Source organism: Sorangium sp. So ce185, assembly GCF_051526825.1.
GTDB classification, from domain to species: Bacteria; Myxococcota_A; Polyangia; order Polyangiales; family Polyangiaceae; genus Sorangium; species Sorangium cellulosum_D.
In genome coordinates this window covers 13,659,833-13,685,989 of sequence record NZ_CP150316.1, presented here as the reverse complement: position 1 = coordinate 13,685,989, position 26,157 = coordinate 13,659,833, and the positions used below count along the sequence as shown (strand labels likewise).

21 protein-coding genes are annotated in these 26,157 nt (G+C 72.1%); 10 read left to right on the top strand and 11 right to left on the bottom strand.

Annotated elements, in window-relative coordinates; translation table 11 throughout:
- Positions 1 to 42 precede the first annotated feature (42 nt).
- Positions 43 to 2,214: a VWA domain-containing protein gene (locus tag WMF26_RS50640; protein ID WP_437998548.1), complete on the bottom strand. Its 2,172-nt coding sequence runs from the start codon at positions 2,212 to 2,214 to the stop codon at positions 43 to 45.
- Between the two features lie 242 nt (positions 2,215 to 2,456).
- Positions 2,457 to 2,651: a DUF5522 domain-containing protein gene (locus tag WMF26_RS50635; RefSeq protein ID WP_437953196.1), complete on the bottom strand. Its 195-nt coding sequence runs from the start codon at positions 2,649 to 2,651 to the stop codon at positions 2,457 to 2,459.
- A 140-nt stretch (positions 2,652 to 2,791) separates the two neighbouring features.
- Between WMF26_RS50635 and WMF26_RS50630 the strand changes: the two genes are divergently transcribed.
- On the top strand, positions 2,792 to 4,744 hold the full coding sequence (locus WMF26_RS50630) for a hypothetical protein (RefSeq protein WP_437998547.1): 1,953 nt from the start codon (positions 2,792 to 2,794) through the stop codon (positions 4,742 to 4,744).
- Positions 4,745 to 4,801: 57 nt separating this feature from the next.
- Here the strand turns inward: WMF26_RS50630 and efp are convergent, their stop codons facing one another.
- Positions 4,802 to 5,365 carry an elongation factor P gene (gene efp, locus WMF26_RS50625; protein WP_020742258.1) on the bottom strand — a complete coding sequence of 188 codons (564 nt, stop codon included), beginning with the start codon at positions 5,363 to 5,365 and terminating at the stop codon, positions 4,802 to 4,804.
- Between the two features lie 186 nt (positions 5,366 to 5,551).
- Here efp and WMF26_RS50620 point away from each other — a divergent pair, with 186 nt between their 5' ends.
- Positions 5,552 to 6,412, top strand: coding sequence for a tetratricopeptide repeat protein (locus tag WMF26_RS50620; protein WP_020742257.1), 861 nt, complete (start codon positions 5,552 to 5,554; stop codon positions 6,410 to 6,412).
- Positions 6,413 to 6,488: 76 nt separating this feature from the next.
- Here the strand turns inward: WMF26_RS50620 and WMF26_RS50615 are convergent, their stop codons facing one another.
- Together WMF26_RS50615 and htpG are read right to left on the bottom strand one after the other, a co-directional pair.
- Positions 6,489 to 7,511, bottom strand: a complete 1,023-nt coding sequence (locus WMF26_RS50615) for a hypothetical protein (RefSeq protein WP_437998546.1) — start codon at positions 7,509 to 7,511, stop codon at positions 6,489 to 6,491.
- A gap of 70 nt (positions 7,512 to 7,581) precedes the next feature.
- Positions 7,582 to 9,570: a molecular chaperone HtpG gene (gene htpG / locus WMF26_RS50610; RefSeq protein WP_437953193.1), complete on the bottom strand. Its 1,989-nt coding sequence runs from the start codon at positions 9,568 to 9,570 to the stop codon at positions 7,582 to 7,584.
- A gap of 471 nt (positions 9,571 to 10,041) precedes the next feature.
- Here htpG and WMF26_RS50605 point away from each other — a divergent pair, with 471 nt between their 5' ends.
- From WMF26_RS50605 to WMF26_RS50585, 5 genes are all read left to right on the top strand, one after another.
- Positions 10,042 to 11,067: a hypothetical protein gene (locus tag WMF26_RS50605; protein WP_437998545.1), complete on the top strand. Its 1,026-nt coding sequence runs from the start codon at positions 10,042 to 10,044 to the stop codon at positions 11,065 to 11,067.
- A 160-nt stretch (positions 11,068 to 11,227) separates the two neighbouring features.
- Positions 11,228 to 12,022 (top strand): hypothetical protein, encoded by a 795-nt coding sequence (locus WMF26_RS50600; RefSeq protein WP_437998544.1) that lies wholly within the window; start codon positions 11,228 to 11,230, stop codon positions 12,020 to 12,022.
- Positions 12,023 to 12,326: 304 nt separating this feature from the next.
- The gene (locus tag WMF26_RS50595) at positions 12,327 to 12,554 is read left to right on the top strand and encodes a hypothetical protein (RefSeq protein WP_437998543.1); all 228 of its coding nucleotides are present in this window, start codon (positions 12,327 to 12,329) and stop codon (positions 12,552 to 12,554) included.
- On the top strand, positions 12,551 to 14,764 hold the full coding sequence (locus WMF26_RS50590; RefSeq protein WP_437998542.1) for a hypothetical protein: 2,214 nt from the start codon (positions 12,551 to 12,553) through the stop codon (positions 14,762 to 14,764). The genes WMF26_RS50595 and WMF26_RS50590 overlap by 4 nt, the downstream gene beginning before the upstream one ends.
- Positions 14,761 to 15,810, top strand: a complete 1,050-nt coding sequence (locus tag WMF26_RS50585) for a hypothetical protein (RefSeq protein ID WP_437998541.1) — start codon at positions 14,761 to 14,763, stop codon at positions 15,808 to 15,810. Before WMF26_RS50590 ends, WMF26_RS50585 begins: the two co-directional genes overlap by 4 nt.
- 241 nt (positions 15,811 to 16,051) lie before the next feature.
- Here the strand turns inward: WMF26_RS50585 and WMF26_RS50580 are convergent, their stop codons facing one another.
- Positions 16,052 to 17,053, bottom strand: coding sequence for an AraC family transcriptional regulator ligand-binding domain-containing protein (locus WMF26_RS50580; protein WP_437998540.1), 1,002 nt, complete (start codon positions 17,051 to 17,053; stop codon positions 16,052 to 16,054).
- Positions 17,054 to 17,179: 126 nt separating this feature from the next.
- On the opposite strand from WMF26_RS50580, the gene WMF26_RS50575 reads away from it, so the two are divergent.
- The gene (locus WMF26_RS50575) at positions 17,180 to 18,208 is read left to right on the top strand and encodes an alpha/beta hydrolase (protein WP_437998539.1); all 1,029 of its coding nucleotides are present in this window, start codon (positions 17,180 to 17,182) and stop codon (positions 18,206 to 18,208) included.
- Positions 18,209 to 18,304: 96 nt separating this feature from the next.
- Positions 18,305 to 19,102, top strand: a complete 798-nt coding sequence (hisN, locus tag WMF26_RS50570; protein WP_437998538.1) for a histidinol-phosphatase — start codon at positions 18,305 to 18,307, stop codon at positions 19,100 to 19,102.
- Positions 19,103 to 19,165: 63 nt separating this feature from the next.
- On the opposite strand, the gene WMF26_RS50565 is transcribed toward hisN, so the two are convergent.
- The gene (locus WMF26_RS50565; protein ID WP_437998537.1) at positions 19,166 to 19,867 is read right to left on the bottom strand and encodes a TetR/AcrR family transcriptional regulator; all 702 of its coding nucleotides are present in this window, start codon (positions 19,865 to 19,867) and stop codon (positions 19,166 to 19,168) included.
- Positions 19,868 to 19,982: 115 nt separating this feature from the next.
- Here WMF26_RS50565 and WMF26_RS50560 point away from each other — a divergent pair, with 115 nt between their 5' ends.
- Positions 19,983 to 20,606 (top strand): hypothetical protein, encoded by a 624-nt coding sequence (locus tag WMF26_RS50560; protein WP_437998536.1) that lies wholly within the window; start codon positions 19,983 to 19,985, stop codon positions 20,604 to 20,606.
- A 21-nt stretch (positions 20,607 to 20,627) separates the two neighbouring features.
- On the opposite strand, the gene WMF26_RS50555 is transcribed toward WMF26_RS50560, so the two are convergent.
- Genes WMF26_RS50555 through WMF26_RS50540 form a run of 4 tightly spaced genes read right to left on the bottom strand, consistent with a single transcriptional unit; the run spans position 20,628 to position 26,143 of the window.
- Positions 20,628 to 22,685: a type VI secretion system Vgr family protein gene (locus WMF26_RS50555; protein WP_437998535.1), complete on the bottom strand. Its 2,058-nt coding sequence runs from the start codon at positions 22,683 to 22,685 to the stop codon at positions 20,628 to 20,630.
- Between the two features lie 4 nt (positions 22,686 to 22,689).
- Positions 22,690 to 23,619: a DUF4123 domain-containing protein gene (locus WMF26_RS50550; RefSeq protein WP_437998534.1), complete on the bottom strand. Its 930-nt coding sequence runs from the start codon at positions 23,617 to 23,619 to the stop codon at positions 22,690 to 22,692.
- Complete coding sequence (locus tag WMF26_RS50545) at positions 23,619 to 24,008, bottom strand: PAAR domain-containing protein (protein ID WP_437335108.1); 390 nt, start codon at positions 24,006 to 24,008, stop codon at positions 23,619 to 23,621. Before WMF26_RS50545 ends, WMF26_RS50550 begins: the two co-directional genes overlap by 1 nt.
- Positions 24,009 to 24,064: 56 nt before the next feature.
- Entirely contained in the window at positions 24,065 to 26,143 is a 2,079-nt protein-coding gene (locus tag WMF26_RS50540; RefSeq protein ID WP_437998533.1) for a type VI secretion system Vgr family protein, read from the bottom strand.
- Positions 26,144 to 26,157 lie beyond the last annotated feature (14 nt).

The following is a 26,157-nucleotide window of genomic DNA, read 5'->3' as shown; positions in this document are numbered from 1 at the left end:
TCCGCGGCTCCGGGCGCCCGCCGGCGGGCGCCCGCTCGCCCTTCATTCGATGGGGAGGTCCGGGATCTCCGGCGGGACGAGGAAGAAGATCTTGCGGGTGCTCAGCGTGGTCACGCCGTCGCCGGTGACGACGATGTTCGCCGTGAAGACCTGCGGCTCCGTCGTCGGGGGCACCGAGACGTTGATCTTCGGGAGCACGTCGAAGCAGACCGTCGGCCCCGGGAACACGTTGGCGAACGTGTCCGCGACGCCGTCGCGGTTCTTGTCCACGACCCTGAGGCCGGAGGTGCAGGGCTCCGGCGCCAGGTTGTTCGCGATGATCCTGTCGATGAACGCGCTCACGGCGTCGACCGTGTCGGTCTCGTCGTCCTCCGCCGCCGCCGAGATGTCGAGCGTGACGTAGGTCGTGAGCACCTTGATCGCCTGCACGACGGCCAGGTTCAGGCCGGTGCCGCTGCTGGAGGTCTGGAACACGAGCGGGCACTTGCCGTTCGCCGCCGCCACGCCCCTGCCGTTCTCGCCGGTGCAGCACTGGCCGACCGCGCAGCTCGGCGGGCGCATGCCCTCAGGCCCCCACGCCGTCGGCGGAACCACCGAGCCCGTCGCCAGCGCGCCGGCCGTCAGATCGGCCTTCGCCTCGCTCCCGTCGGACGTCGCCACCATGCCGATGAGGCGGCCGCCCAAGCCGGTCACCGCGCTCAGCGCCTGCTGGTAGTTCGGGGACTCGATCCTCGAGTAGCCGTACCCCGGAATCGTCCCGTTGTGGCTCGGCACGTCGGTGATCATCACCACGATGGGCAGCGAGCCGGTGCGGAAGCCCACGCCGCCGATCGTGCCGACCGACTCGCCCGGCGGGATCTCGCCCGGCGGCGCGGTCGCCGGGTCGAACGCCGGCACGCTCGAGCGTCCCTCGTCCGTGCCCCGCCCGCTGGCGATCTGGAAGAGCGCCTCCCAGCCGCTCTCCGGCTCGTCGTTGCCGCCCGAGGCCGAGAGCTCGTCCACCGCTTCCTGCACCGACTCCCGCCCCTCCGGCGTGAGCACGCTCATCACCCGGTGCTCCAGGTAGAACGGCTGGTCGGCGGAGCCGCCGTACGGATCGGTCGGGAAGTCCTTGTAGTGGGTCACCCCGATACCGATGCTCGGGATCTCCTCGGCGAGCACATCGATCATGTCCTGGAGCGCGCCCTGCAGGTTCCTGATGGAGCCGCTCATCGATCCCGTGGTGTCCATCGCGAACACCACGTCGGCCTGCGAGATGTTGGTCGAGAAGTCGAGCGTGTCCTGCGCCGGGCTCGGGTCGTCCCGGTAGGGCACGATGAACACGAAGTCCCCATTGGCCTGCGGGTTATCCAGGTCGTCGTTCGGGTTCGTGCCGGCGGACACCTCGATGAGGTCGCTCACGCCGTCCTCGTCCGTGTCCTCGCTCGCGGTGCTGGACTCGAGCGGATCGAGCACGCCGTCGCAGTTGACGTCCTCGAGCTTGTCGAGCAGCCCGTCGTTGTCGCTGTCCAGATCGAGGAAATCGCCCGCGCCGTCGTTGTCGCTGTCGATGGGCGGCTTCGTGATCTCGCCCTCGCCCCGCTCGGCCGCGTCGGGCCGGCAGTCGCCGTCCGAGTCGAGATCGCGGAACGCCGGGATCCTGTCGCTGTCGGCGTCGATCTCTCGCTCGAACCGATCGAGGATGCCGTCGTTGTCGGAGTCGGTGTCGCGGAAATCAGGCCACCTGTCGCCGTCGGTGTTCACCGGGTCGAGCGGGTCCGGCCCCAGCTCGTCCCTGTCGAAGAGGCCGTCGGCGTCGTCGTCGAGGTCCGCGTAATCGGCCGTGCCGTCGTCGTCGCGGTCGCCGTCGCCCTCCTCTTCGTCGGGGATCCCGTTGCCGTCGGAGTCCTCGTCGCGGAAATCCGGCACGCCGTCGCCGTCGCTGTCGGGAAGCGCGGTTTGCCCCGTGGGGATGGCGCCCTCGAGCTTGTCGGGCAGCCCGTCGCCGTCGGAGTCGGCGTCCTCGAAATCGGGCACGCCGTCGCTGTCCGTGTCGATCTCCTCGTCGCGCCCCTCGTCCGCGTCGCTGATGCCGTCCTTATCCGTGTCCTCGATCGCCGGCACGTCATCGACCGGCGGCTGCGGCTGCGGGGCTTTGTCGTTCGACGCCGCGGTGCATCCGACCGGCACGGAGAGCAAAAGGCAGTAGAGCAGAGGACGAAAACTACGACGCATAGAGACTCCTGCGCGAGTGGGTGCGAAAGCCTAGACGCTCCGCACAACCCGGACAACCGGCATTCCATCGCGCCATCGCGTGATCGCGCGCGCGAGCGCCCGACCCCATCGACAGCTCAGGGGACTGCGGCGCACTGGCCACCGCGATCGGCGGCACAGCAGCGGCCGCCCGTCGCCTCATGCGCCGACAACGGAACGCCGCGGGCTCCTTCGCTGTCTTCCGCCGCGGGCGCTCGATCGCTTCAGGGAAGTTTCACGCGAGGTACCGTGATCGTTACCGACTCCGCCGGCGCGCTCTCACGGTAAGGGCAATGACGACATTTCGAGTTGCAGCAGTATCCCCGCTTCAGGTGATACTCCGCTGTGAAAACCACCCGGCCGCCCTCGAGGTAATAGTCTTCGCCTTCGATGGCCTTAGGAGGTTTCGGCCCGCGCATCTGCCCTCGATCAAGCTACTCCGAAACGCGTACCGGCGCCATCCGGCCCCGGGGCGCGGCGGGGCCGCGACGCCCGCCCGCCGCCCGTGCTACGCCTGCCCCGCCCGCCGCGCGCCGGTGCTCGGGCGGGTCCGCTCGCGATGCCCGATCGATCCTGCCCGAAGCTCCTCCGCGCCCTGCTCCCGCTCCTCGCCGCGACCGGCTGCGACGGCTGCCCGAGCTCCAAGCCCTACACCCCCTACACGCTCGGCTCGGCGGCGCCCTCCGGCTCCCCGCCCCCGCTGAGCGCCATCGCCCCCGGCGCGCCGGACGCGGGCCCCGACGCCGACGCCGACGCTCCGGACGCCGCCGCGCCCCGGTTCGCGGCCGTGCCGAGCGTCCCGGCGCCGGAAGGCGGCAAGCGGTGGCCCCTCGACGGCGGCGCCGTGGCCGCCGCGCCGACCGGGCGCACCTTCGAGACCGGCCTCCTGCTCGACCTCGACGGCGACGGCGCGCGCGATCTCGTCGCCTGGGCGCGGGCGCCCGACGGCCTGCGCGGCGAGCTCCTGCTCGCGCCCGCCGCGCGGCCGCAGGCGCCGCGCACGCTCGCCGCCCTCCCCGGCGATCTCGCCGCGCAGGGGTGCACCCCGCGCGTGGGCCTCAGCCAGATCGGCCCCGCGACGCTCGCCCTCGACTTCGCGCCGCAGTGCCCCGATCAGCAGCGCGCCGCCGGCGCGGGCGCCACGCGCTGGATCGCCGTGATTCGCCTCCCCGGCCCCGCCGCGGGCGCGGGCGCGGCGCCGGAGCTCGCCCTGGAGCTCCGCCTCCGCACGCCGCCGCCCGACGAGGCGCTCTCCGCCTCCCTCGAGGTCGCCGACCGCGACGCCGACGGCCGCGACGACCTCGTCGTCTCCGTCGGCCTCGCCGGCGCGCTGCGCCCGTTCCCGGCGCCGGCGGGCGCCGCCGCCGCCGGCCTCGGCGCCCCGCTGGTCTTCCTCGATCGCCCCGCGGGCCTGTCGCGCGACGCGGCCCAGCCCGGCGAGGCGCTGCGCGCGCTCGCCGCCGCCCTGCTCCGCGACGCGCGCGGCAAGGCCACCGCGCCGGCCGTGGCCGCCTCCGCCCAGCGGCTGCGCCGGCTCCACGCCGCCCTCTGCGCCGACGCCGCGGGCGGCGGCGGCGCGGTCGCCGGCCGCGACGCCACGCGCGCCGGCGAGGCCCTCGTCTGGACGGGCGCGGGCCCGGTGCGGTGCGGAGAGCCGGGGCTCGCGGCGGCGATCGATCACGCCGAGGCGGTCGCGGCATCGACGCGCGGGGCGCCGCTCGCGGCCGTCGCGGCGCTCGACCGCGGCGGCGCCGAGGCGCGCGGCAAGGACGAGGGCAAGCTGCTCGCGAAGCTCGCGCCGCCGGCCACCGCGACCGCCGTGTACCGCACCGCCGCGGCCCCCCAGCCGACCCGGCCCGGCGCCTTCGGCCCGCTCGCGTTCGAGGCGAGCGGCGCCCTGCTCGTCCGCACCGCGCAGGGCGTCGTCCGCGTCGACCCCGCGGCGTCGACCGAGGCGGCGACGGACATCCCCCCCTGGCCCGCCGCCGTCCACGCCGGGCCCGCGGAGCTCGTCGCCGTCGAGCGGCGCTGCGACGCGCCCACGCTGCTCGCGCTCTTCCGCAGCTCGCCCGAGGCCGTCGGCGAGATGGAGGTCCCGCTCCCGCTGCTCCGCGGCCAGGGGCCCCGCGCCCGGCCGGGCGCGGCCGCGCCCGAGCGCTGCGCCGGGACCGAGCGGCTGCCGTTCTCTCCGCTCGCCGCGTCCGAGGGCGGCTTCGACATCGCCCTCGGCGCCGCGCTCGTCTCGATCGACCTGCGCGCCGCCGCGCCGACCGCGTCCGCGCTGTCGTTCCCGCTCGCCACGCCCGCCCCGCGGGGCGCGGCGCGGTCGCCGGACGGCGCGACGCTCGCGGTCCCCGCCGCCGGCGGGCTGCTCGTGGCGACCGCGGGCGGCGCCGCGCGCCTCTGGTCGGGCGGCGACCTCGCGCAGGCGACGGCGTGCGCGCCGGCCAACGGGGGGGCGCGCGTCGCGTGCGTCGTCGGCGCGGCGGCGGTGATCTTCGAGGCGAAGTGACCCCGCGGCCGAGGCCGGGGGTCGCCCCCGCGGCCGAGGCCCGGGGTCAACCGGGGCTCAGCCCTTGTTGACGCGCTCCAGGTACTTGCCGTCGGTCGTGTCGATCTTGATCCACTCGCCCTCCTTCACGAAGAGCGGGACGTTGACGGTCGCGCCGGTCGACACCGTGGCGGGCTTGGTGGCGCCGCTCGCCGTGTCGCCCTTCACGCCCGGCTCGCTGCTCACGATCTGGAGCACCACGTGCGGGGGCATGCTGACGCCGATCGGCTGCCCGTTGAACAGGGTCACGTCGATCGACATCCCGTCGCTCAGCCACTGGGAATCGTCGCCGATCTTCTCGCCGGGCACCGTGAGCTGCTCGCCGGTCGCCGGGTCCATGAACACGTAGTCCGTGCCCTCGGGATAAATGTACTGGAGGCTGCGCTCCTCCACGTCCGCGGGCTCCAGCTTCTCGCCGGATTTGTACGTGCGCTCGAGCACCGCGCCGGTCGCCATGTTCCGGATCTTGACGCGGGTGAAGGCCTGCCCCTTTCCCGGCTTGACGAACTGGAAGTCGATGACCGAGTAGGGCTGGCCGTCGACCATCATCTTGAGGCCTTTTCGGATGTCGCTTGTGTCCATGGGCAGAGCTTCCTGGTAGCGTAAGGGCGGCCTTTCGGCGAGGCCGGGGATCCGCGTCAGCGTCCCCCCTTGCGCGGCCCGCGAGTCCGCGTTAGCGGCCTCCCGGGCGCGGTTCGGGGGCCCGCGTCGCGGCCCCCTTAGCACGAGCGCGGCCTCCTGCACAGGGCGCGGTTTCAGGACTTGAAAATGCACGACTTCGACGACGAGCTCCGGGAGATCAAGCGTGAGATCGTGGAATCCCGTGGGCTCATCATCAAGACGAACAACCTCACGAACGCCCTCGCCGCGGACCTGAAGAGCATCTCCAAGCGCCAGATGGCGTACGAGCGGCGCGCCTTCTGGAACAGCGCGAGCGCGAACCTCCTCTTCGTGATCGTGGTCATCGGCGTCGTCAAGCTCGCCTGGGACGCGCGCGTCGACGCCGTCCAGGCCGAGACGAAGGGCGCCCGGGACCGCATCGCGAAGCACGAGGCGGATCTCAAGGAGATGCAGCAGCGGAGCGACGCGCGGGCCAAGGCCGAGAGCGACGCCGCCGCGTTCTACGAGCTCATCCGTGCCGAGCGGCGGCAGGAGGTGATCGAGGGGTTCGAGGCGCTGCGCAAGGCGCCGCTCACCCGCGCAGAGCTCGCCTTCTTCACGGACTCGGTCGACAAGGCGCGCTCGGAGCTGTCGATCAAATCGTACCAGACGGGCCTCGATCACATGCGGACGGGCCGCTGGCACGAGGCCGCGGTCGCCTTCGAGGACGCGATCCGCCAGAAGGAGACGGCGTCGCACACCCCGTCGGCCCGCCTCAACCTGGCGCGCGCCTACCGCAGGCTGAACCGCCAGCGCGACGCGATCCCGCTGCTCATGACGCTCTCCGAGGCGTCGCCCGACCGCGAGGTCATGGACGACGCGACCTTCCTCCTCGCCGAGTGCCTGCTCGACATCCAGGCCTGGAACGACGCGAAGACGACGCTGCGGTCGTTCATCCGCCGCTTCCCGGACAGCGCCTACATCAACGACGCGCGCCTCGCGCTGGCCGACGTCTCGCTCCGGCACTGACGCGCGTCGGCGAGCGGCGCGCGCGGCGACGTGCGGCGCCGCGCGGCAACGCGCGGCGCAGCGTGGGCGGCGCGCCTCAGGACGGGGGGCGCACGTCGATCTTCCGCGGCTCGTCCTTCTCCTCGAACCAGCCGGATCGGAGCGAGCGGCGGAGGCCCGACGCGAACAGGCAGTCGCGGAACGCGTTCTGCTGGAAGGTCACCGCGCTGTGCGCGAGCGGGGCCTCGATGAAGATCGCGCGGCCGTCCACGAGCTGCTTGCGCGTGAGCTCGCCCGGGCGGCGCTCGTGGAGGCAGGCGACGCCCTTCGCCTCGAGGGCGCGCTCGAGCTCGAGGTTGAGCCGCCGCGGGTCGCCCGCGACGAAGTGGCTGATGAGCTTGTGCCGGTCCCGCCCCGACCTGTCCTTCCGCTCGAGCACCCAGTCGCGGAACGCGTCGACCTCCCCGTAGAGGGCGTCGAACAGGTACACCTCGCTCACCTCGCAGCCGCCGTGGCGGAGGCACGCGGCCGCGACGCGGTAGCCGCCCGAGTGCGCCGACAGGCAGAGCCTCCCGAGCTTCGCCTTGCGCGGGGCGGCGCGGTCGCCGAGCGCCCGCCGCGCCGCGGGGCCCGCGAGCACCGCCGCGAGCTCGCCGCACAGCCGCCGGAGGCCGCCCTGCTGCCCCAGCTGGCCCGGGGGCGACTCGGCGGCGTTCACCGCGCCCTGCGGCACGACGAGCACCGCGTTCTGCTTGCTCTCGTGGAGCTGCTCGCGGAGCTTGTGCGCCGCGATGGCCCGCTCCGCGGTCGTGACGTGACCGTGGAAGTGGATCACCAGGTCGAGCTCGCCGCTCTCCGGCGCGCGGTAATGGTCCGGCACGAAGACCAGCACCGTCGCGTCCCGGTACGGGGCGCCGGCGCAGGGGAACGGCGCGTGCGACAGCTCGAGCTTCAGCGTCACGCCGATGTCCGAGTCGTCGACGCGCCTGACCTTCGAGGCGCCCCCGGCGAGCGCCGGCGCCGGCCGGAAGAGCCCCGGCGCGGCGACGGCGCCGCCCGCGGCGCCGAGCGCATGGAGAAAGGTCCGACGGCTGAGCGGGGGTGCTGCGAAGCGGGACATCCTGGCGACCTCGTCCGATGCCGCCTCCGCGCGTACCGCAGGCCCCCGATCCGGGCCAAGAAACCGCCGCTCAGGCCTGGTTGCTGACCGCGGCGGAGCTCACCTGCGCGAGCAGGTCCTGGATGCGCCGGACGAGCTGCGCCGGCTCCTGCACCACGCCCTCGACGAGGAGGGCCTGGTCGAGGAGGAGCTCGGACCACTGCTTCACCCGCTCCGAGCCGGGCTCGCGCCCCGCGAGGATGTTGAGGTTCTTCACCACCGGGTGGCTCGGGTTGAGCTCCAGGATCCGCTTCGACTCCTCGGTGCTCTGGTCGATGAGCTTCATGATCCGCTCGAGGTTCGCCCCTGGGTCGCCCTCGGCTGCGACGAGGCAGCTCGCGCTGTCGGTGAGGCGGCGCGAGACGCGCACGTCCTTCACCCGGTCGCCGAGCGCCGCCTTGACCGCCGCCACGGCGGCGTCCACGGCCTCCTCGGGCTGGTCCTTCTTCTCCGGCTCGCTGCCGAGGTCGACGTCGCCGTGCGTCACGCTCTTGAGGCGGCGCTTGTCGAACTCGTTCAGCGCCTTCACCAGCCACTCGTCGACCGGATCCACGAGGAACAGCACGTCGTAGCCGCGCTTGCGGAACGCCTCGAGGTGCGGGCTCTGCTCCACCGCGCGGCGGCCGAGGCCGGTCACGTAATAGATCTCCTTCTGCTGCTCCGGCATCTTCTCCACGTAGTCGCGGAGCGAGATGAGCTTGCCCGCCTCCGTGTTCATCGACTCGAAGCGGCAGAGCTCGGCGATCGCGTCCTTGTTCTTCCAGTCGTTCGTGACCCCTTCCTTGACGACCCGGCCGAACTCCCTCCAGAAGGTCGCGTAGCGCTCGGGATCCGACTCGGAGAGGTCCTTCAGCGACTTGAGCACCTGCTTGACGATCTGCTGCTCGATCTGCGAGAGCGTGCGGTTCTCCTGGAGCATCTCGCGCGAGACGTTCAGCGACAGATCCTCGGAGTCGACGACGCCGCGCAGGAAGCGCAGGTACATCGGCGTGAGCTTGTCGCACTCCTCGACGATGAGGACCCGCTTCGCGTAGAGGCGCACCGCCCTGCGGTCCTTGTGGAACATGTCCGGCGGCGCCTTCTCGGGCACGTAGAGCAGGGCGTGGAACTGCACCGGCGCGTCGATCGACAGGTGCACCGTGAGCAGCGGCTTCTCCCCCTCGTAGCCGCCGGTCACGTGCCGGAAGAACTCCGCGTGCTGCTCCTCGGTGATCTGCGACTTCGGCAGCGTCCAGAGCGCGGCCGAGCGGTTCGCGACCTCGTCGTTCACCTTGATGGGGAAATGGACGAAATCGGAGTACTTGCGGATGATCTCCTTGATCCGCCACGCCTTCGTGTACTCGCGCGCGTCGTCCTTGAGGTGGAGGACGATCTTCGTGCCGGGGTGCTCGCGGTCGCCCGGCGCCACGGTGAAGGAGCCGGCGCCGGACGAGCGCCACAGGACGGGCTCGGCGCCGGGCAGCATCGAGCGGGTCTGCACGTCGACGCGCGAGGCGACCATGAACGCGGCGTAGAAGCCGACGCCGAACTGGCCGATGAGCTGGAGCTTGCCGCCGTCCTTCTGCTTCATCGCGGCCTCGGCGTTGGCCCTCAGGAACTCGAGCGACCCCGAGCGGGCGATGGTGCCGAGGTTCTGCACCACCTCGTCGCGGGTCATCCCGACGCCGTTGTCCTCGATGGTGAGGGTCCGGGCCGCGTCGTCGAGCGTGATGAGGATCGCGGGCTCGCCGACCTGCTCGGCGGCCCCTTCGCGCGTGAGGGCCAGGAAGCGGGCCTTGTCGAGGGCGTCCGACGCGTTCGAGATGAGCTCGCGCAGGAAGACCTCCTGGTTCGCGTAGAGCGAGTTGATGACCAGCGCGAGGACCTGCTGCACCTCGGCCTGGAAGGGGAGCTCGACCGCGCCGGCGGCCTTGGCCTCCTCGGACGCGGTCGACGCGGGCGGCTGGCCCGGCGCCGCGCCCGAAGGCTCGGCAGAGGGCGCGGCGCCGCTGGTTTCGGGGTTCTGGCTTTCCGTGTTCATCTCGGCGACCAAATGGATCCGATTTTCGAAAGGGCAATCCCCCGCCGCGCAGCAGAGCGACGCGCGGGCCGCGCCGCGCGGCGATCGCCGCGCTCGATGCGCCGCCCTCCCGCGGCGATGCGCGGCGCCAGGGTGGCTCACCCGCGGCGACGCGCGCTGCCGGGGTGGGGGCTCACGCGTTCACGGGTGCGTTCACGGGTCGACACCTGACCCGAGGTCGGACGCCGCGGGCCGGGTCCTCACGTTCAGGTCGCCGGGCCCGCGATCCCTGCATCCTCGCTCGGTTTTTCCGGAGGGTAAGGGTTTCGTCAGGAGGGCGGCGGCGCTAGATTCACCCGGGTTGCACCCTCGCCGTCGGGGAGATCCGTTGTGGTAGCACTTCTCCGTGCAGTAGTCCGTGTTCTCCCGGTAATCGGGGTGCTGGCGCTCGCGGGGTGCGGCGATCGGGGCAAGGCGGCGGGCAACGAGGACATGAAGCGTCCGCCCGCTCTGCTCCAGTTCGAGGGCTACGTCTACGTCCCGACCGACACGAGCGATTTCAAGATCCTCGAGCGTGTGCGGGCGCAGACGCGCTCGGTGTTCACCGGGCTGCGGCGGTCCCGGGTGATGGTGAGCCGGCGCGAGGTCCAGGGCGCGACCACGGACAGCTTCCTCAAGGAGGCCGTGACCGTCGTCGACGCCGCGGGGCAGCGCAACCTCGCGCTCCGCGTGCGCTACCGCTTCGTCGCCCGGCCGGAGGTCGCGAACGGCATCGACGATCGCAAGGAGCTCGCGCTCGCGGTCCTGCACCGGGAGGACGACGCCGTCGCGGAGCGCGTGCTCCGGGAGTGCACGGCCAACCCGGACGCGAGGAAGGGGGGCGCCAGCGCCGTCGGGCTCGACTTCGATCCGTCCCTCCCGGGCTGCAAGGCGGCGATCGACGCGGAGCAGGCGGCGATCGACGCCGCGCGCGCGAAGGTGCCCGAGCTCGCCGGGGCGCCCGCGTCGGTCAAGGACACCGTGGTCCCGGCCGAGGAGGTGCGGCGCGTGTACCTCCCGACCCGGGTGACGGTCGAGCTCCGCGCCCGCAGGCCCGGCGAGGTCGCGCCGCGCTACGCCCCGGTGGACCGCCCGGACGATCCGGAGCAGGACGCGCGGGTCGCGACGGCGGAGCCTCGCGGCGGCGAGGGCTCGGAGGCGCTCGAGCCGGCGGCGGTGATCGTCGATCCGGATCTCGCGACGCGGCGGACGCCCGAGGAGCAGGCGCTGGCGGCCGAGGGCGCCCTGCTGCCGAAGCTGCCCGGGGCGGTCGGCACGAGCGTCGAGATGGGCGGGAGGCGGCTGCCCGAGGTCGTCGCTCCCGCGACGGCGCAGGCGCAGCAGCGCAAGGTGGAGCCCGCGAACGAGCGCTTCGAGATCCCGCTCGAGACGCTGGCCGATCCGAAGTTCATTGTCGTGTGGCTGAGCCTCCTGATGGCGTATCCGATCCTCCGGGGCGATCCGCGGAAGCGGCGCTGACGCGGCGTCGCCGGGCGTGGAAGCGGCGCTGCCGCGCGTGGAAGCGGCGCTGCCGGCCCGCGGTGAACGTGCCGGCGTCTTGCGATGCGCTCGCGCATCGACGAGCCTGCCGGGCCATGTTGCGGCCGTTGCGGCCGCGCTCCCTGAGAAGGAGGGGTGCATGGCGTCGAAATTGGTGACCGACAGGGACAAGTCCAGCCGCGCCGTGGCCGCGTCGGCCGAGACGCACGCCGACGAGATCGCGAAGGGGATGGCGGCGGAGCTCGCGCCCTGCCTGAGGTCCGGCGAGAAGATGCCCGACGTGGCGTTGCTCGTGCGCCTCGTCGCGCGCCGGCTCGCCGCGGACACGGCCGCGCTCGTGGCGGCCGACGACGCGCACGAGCGCGAGCTCGCCGACGACGCCGCGCCCCGCGAGGCGCGCGACGAGGCGGCCGCCCGGCTGCGCTCGGTGCTCGTCGACGGGCGCGCCGCCGTCGACGCGGCGTTCGGGCCGGCGGGCCTGCGCAAGCTGCGGCTGGACGGGGCCGTTCCCGAGGACCCCTCCGTGCTCGTCACGACCGGCGAGCGGGTCGTGGGCGCCCTGCGGGACGCGGAGATCAAGCTTCCGAAGCCGAGGCGCGCGTCGATGAAGCTCGATCGCGCCGCGCTCGCCGACGAGATCGCGGCCGAGCTGCCGGCGCTGAAGAAGGCGCTCGCGAAGGTCGCGACCGAGGAGCGCGAGAAGGAGGCGACGCTGCGCGCGAAGCAGAATGCCATGCGCAAGAGCGACAAGAGCTTCGGCCAGGGCGCCGCGCTGCTCGCCGCGAGCTTCACGTTCGCCGGCCTCGAGGATCTCGCCGCCAAGGTGCGCCCGTCAGGCCGCAGGCCCGGCCGTACCGCGGCCGAGGAGGACGAAGCGCTGCCCGTCGAGGAGCCCGGCTCGCCCGAATCTCCGCTGCCGCTCGAAGGCGGCTGACCGCCGGCCGCGCCTGAGAGCGGCCCTCACGCCCGAAATCGCGCTGCCACGGCCGGGAAACGCGATGATCCCGCGGCGAGCCGCGGTCCGAGCCGTTCCCCTCGGCCGTCGCCGCGGGCGAAGCCCTCCCGAAGCGCTCGGCGGCGCCGGCGCCGCCGGACCTCGCCTTTCCGGCGGCTCCGGCGGCGTCTCGCCCTGCGCTCGTCGCCCGCGGAGCGGCTCCGGCGGCGTCTCGCCCTGCGCTCGTCGCCCGCGGAGCGGCTGCTGCGTCGAGCGCCACACCCGGTACGTCCCCTGCGCTCCAGTGGACGGTGGCCTTGGCGTCATCGAGGTCTCTCGTCGGCCCCACCAGGACTGCTCCCGCGAGGCGACGGGCCTGCCGAAAAAGATCGCGTCGGGCCTCGCGGCGTTGCGGGAGAAGGGGATGGCCGCGGCGGCGCTCGATGCGGTGCAGGCGAGGCTCGACGCGGGCGACGTGAAGGGCGCCGCCATCGCATATGACGCGGCGGTGCGCGGCGCGGAGGGGACATGAGAGGCTCGAAGGACGTCGCGCGGCGCGGCTTCTGTGCCGCGGTGTTCCAGAAGCTCATCGCGCTGATGACGTCGCTTTCGGTGCTGGCGCCGTCGCCGGCGTGGGCGCGCACCCGCACGCCGTATACCGTGCTCTGGAGGAGCTACGGTGATGCCGATTCGTGCGGTTCTACCGAGCTCGAGACCGAGGGCGATGCCATCTTCGAGGTGAACCGAACGCCGCTGCCCACCTACGGGGTGCCGGGCGCGCTGCAGATCGAAGCCGACGGCTCGCGGAGCAACACGCTCGAGGCGGAGTTCGACTCGGTGCTGCTCCTCATGGGCAGAAACGAGTTCCACTTCGGGGTCCACACCGTCAACGGCAACGACTGGTGTACCCACGCGCAGGAGGTGGTGCACCTCGTCTCGGAGCCGCTCGGGCTGAACAAGCCGCTCTTCGACATCCGCCGCGACGGGACTGGTTTCGAGGGCAGCACCGAGGTCGACCTGAGCCTTTCGGAGATCAACCCGGACCTCGCGCGCGACATCGCGGAGCTGGAGGCCAGGGTCGCCCGGCTGATGGCGGAGCTCCTCCGCAACGCCGCGAGGGTCGCGGACCTCCGGGCGCGGATGGACCTCTTGCGGCAGCTCGACACGGAGCTGCACGACCTGGTGAGCCGGCCGCTGGACGAGATCTCGCGGACCGACCTCGACGCGATCCTCGATCGGTACAAGGACGTGGTCGACGCGGAGACGCGGGCGGCGATGGAGCAGCTCGTCGACGACCTGAAGAAGAGCGTCAGCGATCTGGAGAGCGAGCTCGCACGGCTGCTCGACGAGTTCGGCGCGCAGGCCGATGAGGTGGCGGACCTGGCGACGCAGGACGCGCGCGCCGAGGGGTGGAATCCGGACGACCCGTGGAACTACGCGCTCGGGGAGAGCGAGGTGCCGTGGGTGGAGGTGCCGGACATCGCGGAGGTGGACGAGGCGTTCGAGGAGGGGAGGGACCCGTACGCGGCGTACGCGGACGCGGTGATCGCGGCGCTGGAGGCCGACGTGAGCGGCGGGGTCGTGGTCGCGCGGGCCGACTTCGTGGCGAACGTGCGGGCGTGGCGAGACAACAGCGCGGCGCTGGAGATCGCGCTGCGCGACCGGATGGGCGTGTCGCTGGCGGAGACGAACGCGTTCCTGAAGGCGCAGAACCGGATCACGGCGTACGTGCGGCGGTTCATGGATGCGTCGGACTGGTTCGTGGACTCGCCGGTGCCGGCGGACCTGCGGGCGCAGGTGGACAGCGTGCTCAAGCCGAGGTTCGACGCGCTTGCCGACCAGATGAAGGACAGCCTGAACCAGTGGACCGGGGAGGCGCTCGATCTGGAGCAGACGCAGCTCTATCAGACGATCAGCGCGTTCGCCGGGGCGATGTCGACCGTCGGCGAGGGCTTCGAGGCGTACGCGGGGGTGATGCAGACGCTGGTGCACGCCACGACGCGCATCGGGGTGGGGTTCGTGCCGGTGGTCGGGCCGGCGCTCGACCTGTGCGAGGCGGTCACCGGGAAGGCGTTCTGCTTGCCGTCGGGGCAGGAGCTCAGCGACGAGGAGCGGATCTTCTCGGGGGTGGGGTTCGGGCTCGGGGCGGTCGGACCGATGTGGCGCGCGGTCGGCCGCGCCGGCGGGATGACGCCGGAAGCGATCCGGGTCGCCGAGGAGATCGCGCAGATGGGCGAGGAGCTTGCGACAGCTCTGCGCGCATCGCGGCGTACATCGTACAAGACGCTGCGCGGGGCGGTCACCACCAAGCTGATCGACCCCTTCGAGAGGAAGGCGGCCAAGCTCCTTCTGGACGATGGGCGGGCGCTGATCGGCGTTGGCGATGACGGAGTGCGCACGGTGCTGGGTATCCCGAGGAACGCTCCTGCCTACAGCGATGCCGCGAAGGCGCCCGATTTCGTGACGGTAACCAGAGGGAATAAGCTCGCAGTGAGCGAGGCAAAAAGTGGGACGCACGTCCAGGAAGCGATCAAACAGTTGACGAACGGCCTGAAGGCGCTGAAAGAGAAGGGACTCGCCGGCGACGTCGCAAGAGTCGAGATAATCATCAAGAAGGGCGTAACCTTCGACGATCACAACAAGATCATCAAGAACGAATATCTATTCGACACGGCCACAGGCCAGACCGTTCAGATTTCCGGAGAGGACTTCAAGCATTTTGTTAGGGTCATCGAGATATGAGCGAGCCAAGCGGTCAGCGGGTTTTGAGGGAATCAACCCCTTCGTTCTTCGCGTGGTGTGACGAGTCGGACAGAATCGACGCATTTGCAGCGGCGCTGTCGGCTCTCGTTCACCCGTGGCGGATCTGCGGCAGCCTGTCGATATTCTCGACATGGCGTGATGAGATTCCTGTCGATGAAGTCGCTGCGACGCTGCATGCCCAGTTCGGCACGGACGCGTACGCTTGGGCGTCTTTCGGCGTGACGCTAAGCTCCGGACGTGTGCTGGGCTTCAGCAGCCACTGCTGCGGCGACGGGCAGCTCCGCCGCGGCGCCTCAGGTCCTCTCGGCATGTCGCCGTTCGACAAGGAGGAACTGCTCCCGCTTCGCCTGCCCGTCGGATTGCTCGCCAGCGCTAAATCGATCGAGGTTGAGGCGGCCATGGCGTCACTCGTTGTCCAGGAGGACGTGGAGGATCTCCTGCTCCGCCTATGCGCGCCGGGCGCGAGCAGACGCGTAACGACCGGAGGATGTACGAAGCTCGGGCACTGGGGCGCCCCGATCGAAATCGGCGCGACCTACCACGCGACGGCTACGGAGGTCGTGCGTGATCTTGCTCTCTCGTGGGTGCACCTGCACGACGACGACAAGGTGGAACGCGCCGCAGGGTTGTCGATGGACGCGCTGCATGCGCGCGTCGACGCTGCTCCGCACGGGGCGCGCATCGCGATCAAAGGCGGCGCTGAGGTATCGCGGGAAGCGGTTCTGCAGGCCATTGATACTGCACCGGCAGTGCTTCTCGACGCGCTTGAGGCGTCGGCGCTCCCGGACGACGATTGGCGCGCCGTGGAGCCCTACGCCCGCGAGATCATGAAGATGATCGCAGAGGGCGCGCCCGTGCACGACGTGGACCTCACCACGCGCAAACACGTCCGGTTTCTCGAGCAACACGCCCCCTACCACGTCCGTCGCCTACCGAGCGGCGGTGTAATGCTGGCGACCCACCCGTACCGCACGCTGTGGCCGCTCTGGGCCGACGCCCTCTTCTTGCTGGGCATCACGTCGTGACGCAGGGCGCCCGCCCACTCTCCCTTGCAGGTTCCGCACCTGGAAATGCTGGGCAACGCCCCCCTCCCTGAGCGCGCGGAGCGCGCGATTTGGGAGGGGCGGACCGCGCGCAGGCGCGAAGCGCCGAGCACGGGCCGGGGGTGGGCATCCGCTCTCGCAGAGCGGGCGGGAGGTGGTGCCAGCCAACGAGCGCTTCGAGATCCCGTTCGAGACGCTGGCCGATCCGAAATTCCTGGGCCGCTCACGCCCCGCGCGCGCCTGCGCTCCAGCGCTTGCGGGCGCGCGCGAGGCTGCCCGGCTCGGCGAAGCCGACGAGCAGCGCCGCCTCCTTGGCGCTCGCCCCGCGGTCGATCAGGTCGACGGCGCGCGCGCGGCGCTCGCGGTCGACGAGATCGTGAAAGCTCGTGCCCTCACGCTGCAGCCTTCGCTGCAGCGTGCGGGCGCTCATGTGGAGCCGCCGCGCCACGCTCTCGAGCCGCGGGGCGGCGACGTCGAGCTCGGCGCGCAACATCGAGGCGATGCGGTCGGCGAGCGACGCGGAGGCGGGGAGCGCGGCGACCGCCGTGAGGGCGATCCGCTCGAGCGCGCGCCCCAGGAGCTCCGGCGGCGCCGCGACCGGGCGCCCGGCCACCTCCGCCGGCAGGGCGAGCGCGCTCTCGGCGCAGCCGTACGCCGGCGCGACGCCGAGCGCCGCGCACAGCGCGTCGTCGGGGCCGAGCCGGCCGTGCCGGAGCCGCGCGGCGTGGCCCTCCGCGGGCCTGCCGGTGAGCAGCCGCACCGCGTCGACGATCTCCACGAGCGCGCACTCGGCCAGCACAGCGCGCGCCAGGGCGCTCCGCCCGGGGTGCTCGAAGCGGACGGCGAGCCCGCCGCGGAGCGCGCTCAGGGCGAAGCGCTCGCCGTCGCCCCACACGCGCTGGTAGGCGACGGCGCGGGCGAGCCCGTCGCGGAACGAAGGCCCCGCGAGCAGCAGGAGCGCGGCGACGCCGTACGTCTCCTCGTCCCGCACGCGCGCCAGCGCGGCCCCGAGGCCCGCCGCCCCGACGCGCGAGGCCGCGGCCTCGATGGCCCGGTCGAGCGCGGCGTACGGGACGCGGCAGGCGGGACGCCGGAGCTCGCCCTCGGTGGCGCCGAGCACGTCGAGGAGCGGCGCCGTGTCGAGCGCGCGATCCGCGAAGAACCGCACGAGGCGCAGGGCCATCGCGCCCGAGATGCCAGCGCCGCCGCCACCGCGCGGCTTCATGGGGCGACCGGGATGGCGCGTTCATGGGGCGACCGGGATGGCGCGCGAGGCCGCGCGATCTGGCGTGTCCGGCCGCCGCGCCCAAAGGGGGCGTGGGCTAGGTTCCTCGCCATGGTGCTGCGTCTCATGAAGATTTTCAGTCTCGCATTCGTGGAGACAGCCGTCGAGCGCGCCCGCCGCGGCCCCGCCCGGCCGACCTGGGGCTTCGGCTTCGAGTGGGTGGTCCGCGCGCTCCGCCGCGACTTCATCGACATGCTCGACTGGCCCTATCCGAAGATCCGGGCCGATCTGGACGCGCGCTTGTCTCCCGATAAGGCCGTCCGCCGCGTCGAGCGCACGGCCGACGTCCTGGGGGGCGTGCCCGCCGTGTGGTTCGAGCCGCCGGGCGCGACGGATCGAGGCGTCGTGCTCTACCTCCACGGGGGCTCGTACCTGTTCGGATCCACGAAGACCCACGCGGAGCTCATGGCGCGGCTCGCGCTCTCGAGCGGCGCGCGCGTCGTGGGGATCGAGTACCGGCTGGCGCCGGAGCATCGGTATCCCGCCCAGCTCGAGGACGCGCTCGCCGCCTTCGGCGCGCTCGTCGAGCGAGGCCACGCGCCGGGCGAGATCGCGCTCGCCGGCGACTCCGCCGGCGGCAACCTCGCGCTCGTCGCCCAGCTCGCGCTGCGCGATCGCGGCGAGCAGGCGCGCTGCGCCGCGCTCATCTCCCCCTGGCTCGATCTCACCGCGAGCAGCGCCTCGACCCGCGAGAACGACCCCACCGACTACGGCACCCGGGACGGGCTCGCGCGCCAGGCGCGCGACTTCGCCGGCGCGATGCCGCTCGACGACCCCCGGCTGTCCCCCCTGCGCGCGCGCCTCGACGGCCTGGGCCCGCTGTTGGTCCAGGTCGGCGATGCCGAGCGCCTCCGGGACGAGGGCCTCGAGCTCGCGCGGCGCGCCCGCGAGGCGGGCGTCGACGTCACCCTCGACGTGCTGCGGGACATGCCGCACAACGGGCCGGTCCTGGCCGAGTACCACCCGGAAGGCGCCCGGGGCGCGGAGACCCTGGGGTCGTACCTGCGGGCGCGCCTGTCCGAGCCCGCACGCGCGCCGCATCCGCCGGCGCCGCCCCGCCGCCCGGGCGAGGCGCCGACCGCGCGGCGGGCCTGAGCCGCGCTCCGCGCCCGTTGCGGTGCGCGCGCGCAGCGCGTACTGGATCGGGCCCTCGGGGCGCGCTCCGCGGGGACCTCGAGGAGGACGGAGACGATGACGCCTTCCCAAGACCTTGTCGATCTGGCCGAGCGGCTGGCGGACGCGAGCGGCGCGGTGATCCGGCGGTATTTCCGCAAGGGCATCGAGGCCGACGACAAGGCCGACACGAGCCCGGTCACGATCGCGGACCGCGAGGCCGAGGCGGCGATCCGGGAGCTGCTCGCGGCGCGCGCGCCGGGGCACGGGATCGTGGGGGAGGAGCTCGGCCGCGAGAACGAGGGGGCGGAGCACGTGTGGGTGCTCGATCCCATCGACGGCACGAAGGCGTTCATCACGGGCAAGCCGCTCTTCGGCACGCTCATCGCCCTGCTGCACCGGGGGAGGCCGGTGCTCGGCGTCATCGACCAGCCCGTCCTCGGCGATCGCTGGGTCGGCGCCCTGGGCCGGCCGACGCTCTGGAACGGCAGCCCGGCGCGCGTCCGCGCCTGCGCGGGGCTCTCGCTGGCGCGCCTCTCCACCACGGGCCCGCAGTACTTCCCGCCGGCGGCGGCGCGCGCCTTCGGCGCGGTCGCGTCGCGGGCCAAGCTCCTGAGCTACGGCGGCGACTGCTACCAGTACGGCCTCGTGGCGAGCGGCAGCATCGACGTGGTCGTCGAGCACGGGCTCAAGCTCCACGATTTCGCGGCGCTCGTCCCCGTGATCGCCGGCGCCGGCGGGCTCATGACGGACTGGGAGGGTCGCCCGCTCGACGCCGCCAGCGCCGGCGACGTGGTGGCCGCCGGCGATCCGCGCGCCCACGCCGAGGTGCTCGCCGCGCTCCGCGCCGGCCTCGCCGAACGCGAGGCGCGCTGACGCCGGGGCGCCTCGGGGACGGCCGGCGAGGGCGGGGCCGGGGAGGCGCGCCCGGCGCAGGCGTCACGCCCGGAGCCCACGGTACTGGAGGGCGAGGGAGCTCTTCAGCACCGGATCGAGCGCCGCGCCGAGGGTCGCGAAGCCGCTGAGCCAGGACAGGAGCGCCGCGAAGTAGAGGGCGAAGATGTTGTGCGCCGCGGCGAGCGGGTCGATGTCGCCGTCGACCTCGCCGCGCGCCTGGGCGTCGCGCACGAGGCCCGCGATGCGGTGCAGGAACGCGAAGGTGAGGGCGTTCAGCCGCTCGCCGTTCGGGCCCGACGCCCCGGGAAAGGCCTTCACGAACGCCTGCGACACGAGCGGCTGCTCGCCGTACATCGCGAACAGCTGCTGGAACACGTGGAGCAGCTGGGGGAGCAGGGGGTCTCTGCGCGGCAGCGTCTCGAACGCCGCGTCGACCGCGGCCGCGAGCCGGTCGTGCATCACCATCATGAGCAGGTCGGCCTTGTCGCGCGCGTGGACGAACACCGTCCCCGCCGCGACCTCCGCGCGCTCCGCCACCGCCTTGGTCGTCGTGCCGTCGTACCCGAGCTCGGTGAAGAGCGCCCACGCCGCGTCCCGGATGCGGCGGCGGGTGTCGAGCTTCTGCTGGGCGCGGCCGCCGCGCTCGGGGGCCGGCGCGTCCGGGGACGGCGGCGCGTCCGACGCCGCGGGCGACGCGGCTCCCTTCCGGCGCCTCGCCGCACCTTGACGACTGACCCTGCTCATCGCTCGCGCACTGTGCTGCCGCGCGCCGTTACGAGTCAAGCCGGGTAGACTTGACAGGGCGGGCCCGAAGAATGACCATGGTCATTGACCGTACTCACCAACGGAGGGTGGTGCCATGGCGCTGGTGCATTACGACGAGGGCCTCACGATGCGGGAGGCGCGGGCGATCTACTTCGAGGTGAACGGGTTCGGCGCGGACGGCGGGTACGGGGACGCGTGGGTCGACTTCAAGCTCGGCCCCCTGCCCGTGCCGTTCCCGAACACCCCGGCGCGCGTGCGCGCGGTGCGGTACCACGACCTGCACCACGTGCTCACGGGCTACGACACGAACACGATCGGCGAGTTCGAGATCTCGGCCTGGGAGCTCGGCGCCGGCTGCAAGGACTTCGTCGCGGCGTGGCAGCTCAACCTGGGCGGCCTCTTCGCCGGGCTGCTCTCGGCCCCGCGCCGGACGGTGCGCGCGTTCCTCCGCGGCCGCCGCAGCGAGAGCCTGTATGGCCAGCCGTTCGAGGCGCTGCTCGATCGGACCGTCGGCGATCTCCGCCGGGAGATGCGCGCGGACGCGCCTTCGTCCGGCCCGACGGTGAGCGACGCGCTCTGGCTGGCGCTCGCGACCCTAGGGGGGCTCATGGTGGGCGTCGCGGGGCTCGTGCTCGTGCCGGTCGTGACGCCGATCGGGCTCGTGAGCCTCGCGCTGCGCCGGCACCGCGCGCGGCGCGCCGCGGGCGCCGAAGCCTGAGGGACAGATCGCGCTCTCCACTCACGGTTCGTCGGAGCCCACCCCCACCGGCTCCTCCGGCGCCTCCGGGTGCGCTCCCCCGCCCTTCCCGGGTGAGCCGCTCACGTTGATCTTCACGAGCGTCCCCGTGATCGTGACCCCCGCCGCGTCCAGCCGGATGAACCCGCCCGGTCCGCGGATCGTCACGTCGTCCGCGCCTTCACCCACGAAGTCCTCACCGACGACGTGGATCTTCTTCGCCGCGCGCAGCGCATGGCGACCGCCGACGCGCTCCTGCTGACCTTGCTCGACGGTGCGCGACTGCGTTCCTCGAACCTCCTCCCGGTAGCTCTCACGCACCTCCAGGTGGCAGCTCCCCTCGATCCGCTCCCGCCTGTCGCCCCCCGTCACGGCATCCACGTCCTTGCTCACCGCTCGCTTGACGTAACCGTCGATCCGCTCGGACTCATCGTTCTTGACGAGCTTCTGCCGGTCATGACCGACCGTGCCCTGCTCGTCGTGCTTGACCAGCCGCTTCCGGTCTCTCTGCGCCTGCTGCCAGACGAGCTCCTTGCCCTTCAGGTCCTCGAACATCACCTCGTTGAACCCGCCCGCTCCCGGCGAGGAGTCGCTCTTCCAGGTGCTCCGGGTGCGGTGCTCGGGCAGCGCGTACGGGGCGCTCTGGACCGCGTTGTAGGTGCGACCGATGACAACGGGCTGATCCGGGTCGCCCTGAAGGAACGTGACGAGGACCTCCTGCCCAACGCGCGGAAGCGCGAGCATCCCCCAGCCCGCGCCGCCCCATCCTTGATGCACGCGCATCCAGCAGGAGCTGTGCTGGTCCTTCTGCCCTTCTCGGTCCCACGCGAGCTGCACGCGGACGCGGCCGAACTCGTCCGTGTGGATCTCCTGGCCAGGCGGCCCGACGACCACGGCGCTCTGAAAGCCATGGACGACCGGCTTCGGAGCGCGCCGCGGCGGGCGATACGGCGAATCGGCAAACACCGCGTGACCCGAGAGCGTCCACTCGCCGTCAGGCGTGCCCTCGAACGAGCTCTCGACGACGAGGAGCTTGCGAGCCGGGGGCAGCCCGGGATGCGGATGGCTGTCGACCGAGAAGACGGCGCCCGGGACGATGTCGAAGGCGTTCGTCTCGTAGGCGATGCCGTGGAGGCCGACGCGCTCGCCGTGGAGCTCGCGATGTGCGAGGTCGTCGGCAACTCCGGAGTCATGGCGGGCGAACCCTTGGTCGTCGGCGACCGGGCTGCCGGCTGGCTTGCCGGTCTCCACGAGAAACGCGCCGGGCCGGTACCGGTATTGCTCGTAGCGATCCTCGGCAGAGGCCGTGCGGGCGCTCGCCGCCAGCGGAAACATCGGACGTCGAAAATCGTGGTCCCGTACGCTCACGGCACCAGGACGCACTTCACGGCTGAGACGCACGCCAGTGACGAACTCCCGTCCCGCGCCCTCGCTCGCGTCGCCAATATAGAGGATCGGGGACGCCGACCGCGGTGGGTTCGCCTCCAGACGGTCGCTGAAGATCGGCGCGGCGGCGTGCCCCTCGTCATCCGCAAACGTGAAGGCGATCCCCGCTTCCTCGAGCAGGCGGCTCAGGAACAGGTAATCGGTCTCGGCGTACTGAACCTTGTATTCAAGCTTCGGATAGCGCCCGCGATCGATCCGCCACACAGCCCGAATACGCCACTCGCCGAGGAGGCGGTCGACGATGTCGGGGATGGAAAGGTGCTGGTAGATGCGCTGATTGCGCCGCTGCGTGAGCTGCCAGAGGGTCGGGACCAGGCGGAAGTGGTACGTGGAGACGTTCTGCTGGCCGGCCGCGGTCTTGACGGCGTGGACCTGCTCGGCGCGGCTCACAAGGCCGCTCCACGTGCGGCCGCCCGGCCGGTGCGCGAAGCCGTAGCCGGCGTCGGCGTGGAAGGTCCCCGGGCGGCCGACGATGCCCCCGAGGTCCAGGGTCGGATCCGGCGAGCGGGCCCAGACCGAGATCGAGAACGGCATCGAGATGGCCTCGTGGACCGCAAACCGATGCACGAACAGCGCGTCTTCTCGAGAAGCGAGGGTCAGCTTGAGCGCGGGCATCCGGTCATCCCTCGGACGGCGCGTCCGCCGTCCCCAACGCCCTGACGGATCGCTTGGCCGTCGCGAGCTCGGCGTCGATGCTCGCGAGGCCGTGATCGGGGACCTCGTAGAGGATGCGCTCATTGGCGCCGAGCATCTCCTCGATCTGCAGCGGCGTGCACGTGGGAGCGAAGACGCTCATCACGCCGGGATCGTAAAACCTGAAATACACACGCTCGCCCGACGTCTCCAGCTCCACCATCAGGAACCGCCGGAAGTGCCGTCGGACCTCGCGGAACGGCTCTCGACTCGTGCAGTAAATCCCCCAGCGCCTCCCCCAGCCCTCGAGCACCAGCCGCGACAGCAGCGCCGATCTCGGATCCATGGGGCCGGCCAGGTAGGGCGCCACGTCCTCCAGCGGTTCGCCGGGAGGCCCCTCGTAGAGCGACTGGTGGCGCTCCACCGACTCGCGCAAGAGCTCCAGGATCCGGTCGTCGCGGGCGGCGTCGAGGACCGCGTAGAGGGGAACGCGCGAGGAGGCGTCGCGCAGCCTCTCCAGCGCTCGCTCCGCGAGCCCCTGGCGCATCGCTCGACGGCGCCGCTCGTCCTCGTCGACCTCGTCGTCTTCCTCGTCCGGCGGCGGCGTGTGGGCCTCGAAATAGACCATGAAATCGGCTTCGCCTGCGCGGATCCAGGCCCCGTGCTCCACCTCGGCTTCGGCCACCGGCGCGCCGCCCAGCTGCGTGCCCGTCGCGCTCCGCAGGTCCCGGAGCGTGCAGCGCGCGCCGTCCCAGGCGAGCTCGAAGTGCACCGCCGAGAGCCTCGGGTCGTGCCGCACCGCGAGCTGCGCCATGTCCCCGCGCCCGACCCGCAGCGTATCGCCGGGGTCGATGGCGACCTTCGTGCCCGCGAGCTTCCCCCACCGGACCTCGACGATGCAGCGCGGCGCCGGCATCAGCGCTTCCCCCGGTTGCGGCGCGCCTCGCGCTCCTTGCGCTTGCGCTCGCAGTCCTCGCAGAACGGCTTGTCCGTCCGCAAGGTCTCCGCCTGAGGGTTCGATCCGATGAGCACCGTCGGACACCCCTTCACGATCACCCCGCCGTGCGACGTGGGGTCCCCCATGCGCGCCGCATCCTTGTGGCCGATGATCACCGTGGGCTCGCCCGCCGAGATGCTGTCGATCGCAGGGACGCACTGGGCGCTGTCGCCGACGCGCGCGGCGGGCTGGAAGCCGATCAGGACGGTCCCCTCCCCGCTCAGGACCGGGCCGCCGACGTGGGGGACCGGTCCGGGCTCGACCATCGGGCACGTGTGCAGGTCGGTGATGCGTGCTGCCGGAGGCATCTCTCCTCTCCTCTCGTCTCGCGTCGAACGTTCGGTCGTGGACCATCCAGCGCCGATCACTGCCCTATCAGCGTCCGGCTCACGTCGTCCGTGACGGCCTCCGTCGCCTCGGCCGGCGCCTCGGGGCTCGCGCCCTTGCCGCTGCCGGGCGAGCCGCCGCTGTTGATGCGCACGACGTTGCCCCGGATGGTGATGCCGCTCGCGTCGATGCGAATGAACCCGCCCGGGCCCTTGAGCGTCAGGTCCTTCGCCGCCTCGATGACCAGCGCCGTACCGGCCGCGACGTGGATCTCCTCGGCCGCCGCGAGGGCGTGGCTCTTGCCCACGACCTCATGGCGATCTCCGCCCACGATCAGCGAGTGCGATCCGTCGATCTTCTGGTTGCGCTTCCCCCAGACGCGAAGGTGGCTGTTGCCCTCCACGCGCTCGCGCTTCTCCTGCTTGATGACGATGTCTTGATCCTTGCCGACATAGACCTTCAGGTTGCCGAGCGTGCGCGCGTGCTCGTCGTTCTTCACGAGCAGCTGGCGATCGTGGCCGATGGTGATCGTCTCGTCGTTCTTGACGAGCCGGCGGCGGTTCTTCTCGGCCTGCTCCCAGACGAGCTCCTGCCCCTTCTGGTCCTCGAACATGATCTCGTTGAAGCCGCCGCCGCCCTGCGACGAGTCGCTCTTCCAGGTGCTCCTCGTCTTGTGATCCGGGAGCTTGTAAGGGACCTGCTGGGTGGCGTTGAAGACGCGCCCGACGACGATCGGCTGATCGGGATCCCCCTCCAGGAAGCCGACGAGGACCTCCTGGCCGACGCGGGGGATGACAATCATCCCGTAGCCCGTGCCGGCCCAGCCCTGGCTCACGCGGATCCAGCACGAGCTCGCGTCGTCGTGATGCCCCTCGCGGTCCCAGGGAAACTGGACGCGGACCCGGCCGAACTCGTCGGTGTGTATCTCCTGCCCCGCGCGGCCCACGACCGTGGCGCACTGCGCGCCTTCGACGCGAGGCTTGGGGGTGCGGAGCGGAGGCAGGTAGGGAACGTCCGTGAAGAGGGCGCGGCCCGACATCGACCACTCCTCGCCAGGGGTGCCGTCGATCGAGAATTCGGTGACGAGCAGCCGCGTGCCGTCGGCGATCTCGGGGTGCGGATGGCCATCGACGCTGAAGACGACGCCGGGCCAGAGGTCGATCGTGTTCGTCTCGAAGGAGATCGCGCGGCGGTCGACGCGCTCGGCGCCGAGCGCCCGCTCGGCCAGCCGCGCGCCGAAGGCCTGCTCGTGACGCGTGGCCCCCTTGTCGTCCGCGGCCGGCGTGCCGCCGCCCCTGTCCGCGTGGATCAAGAAGGCGCCCGGCTGGTAATGGTATTGCTCGTACTTGTCCTCGGGCGCGGGCGCCTTCTGCGCCTCGCCGAGGAGGGGAAACGCCGGGCGGCGGAGATCATGGTCGCGGATCGTGTAAGCCCCCGGGCGGACCTCGTGCGAGAGCTGGACGTTGGCGACGAACTGCTGGTCGAGGGGTTGGCTCGGGTTGTCCGCGTAGGTCAGCGGCGCCCCCGCGCGCAGCGGGTTCTGGTGCAGGCGATCGCTCAGCGTCAGCCGAGAGCCCGCGCCCTCGTCGTCGGGGAAGGTGAACGCTATCCCGGCCTCCTCCCAGAGGCGGCACAGGAAGGCGTAGTCGCTCTCGCCGTACTGGACCCTGTACTCGAGCTTGGGATAGCGCCCCCGATCGATCTGCCAGACGGGCTGCAGGTTCCACTCCGCGAGCAGCCGGTCGGAGATGTCCGGGATCGTGAGGTGCTGATAGATACGGTAGTTGCGGCGCTGGGTGAGCAGCCAGAGATCCGGGACGATGCGCACGTGGTAGCTGGAGATGGCCGTCTGACCGCTGGTCGGCTGCACCGCGTGGACCTGCTCGACATAGCTGCAGATGCCCGTCCAGAGGCGGGTACCTGCGCCAGCATGAGACATGCCGCCGACGACGCGAAAGCGCGCCGGCCTGCCGATGATCGCCTCCAGGTCGATGGCGGGGCTCTCGGATCCTGCGAGGACCGAGACGGTGAACAGGCTCGATACCGCCTCCTGCACCGAGAACCGGCGCACGGAAAGCGGGCCCTCGCCACACGCAAAGGTCACCTCGAGACGCATCGACGGGCTCTCCT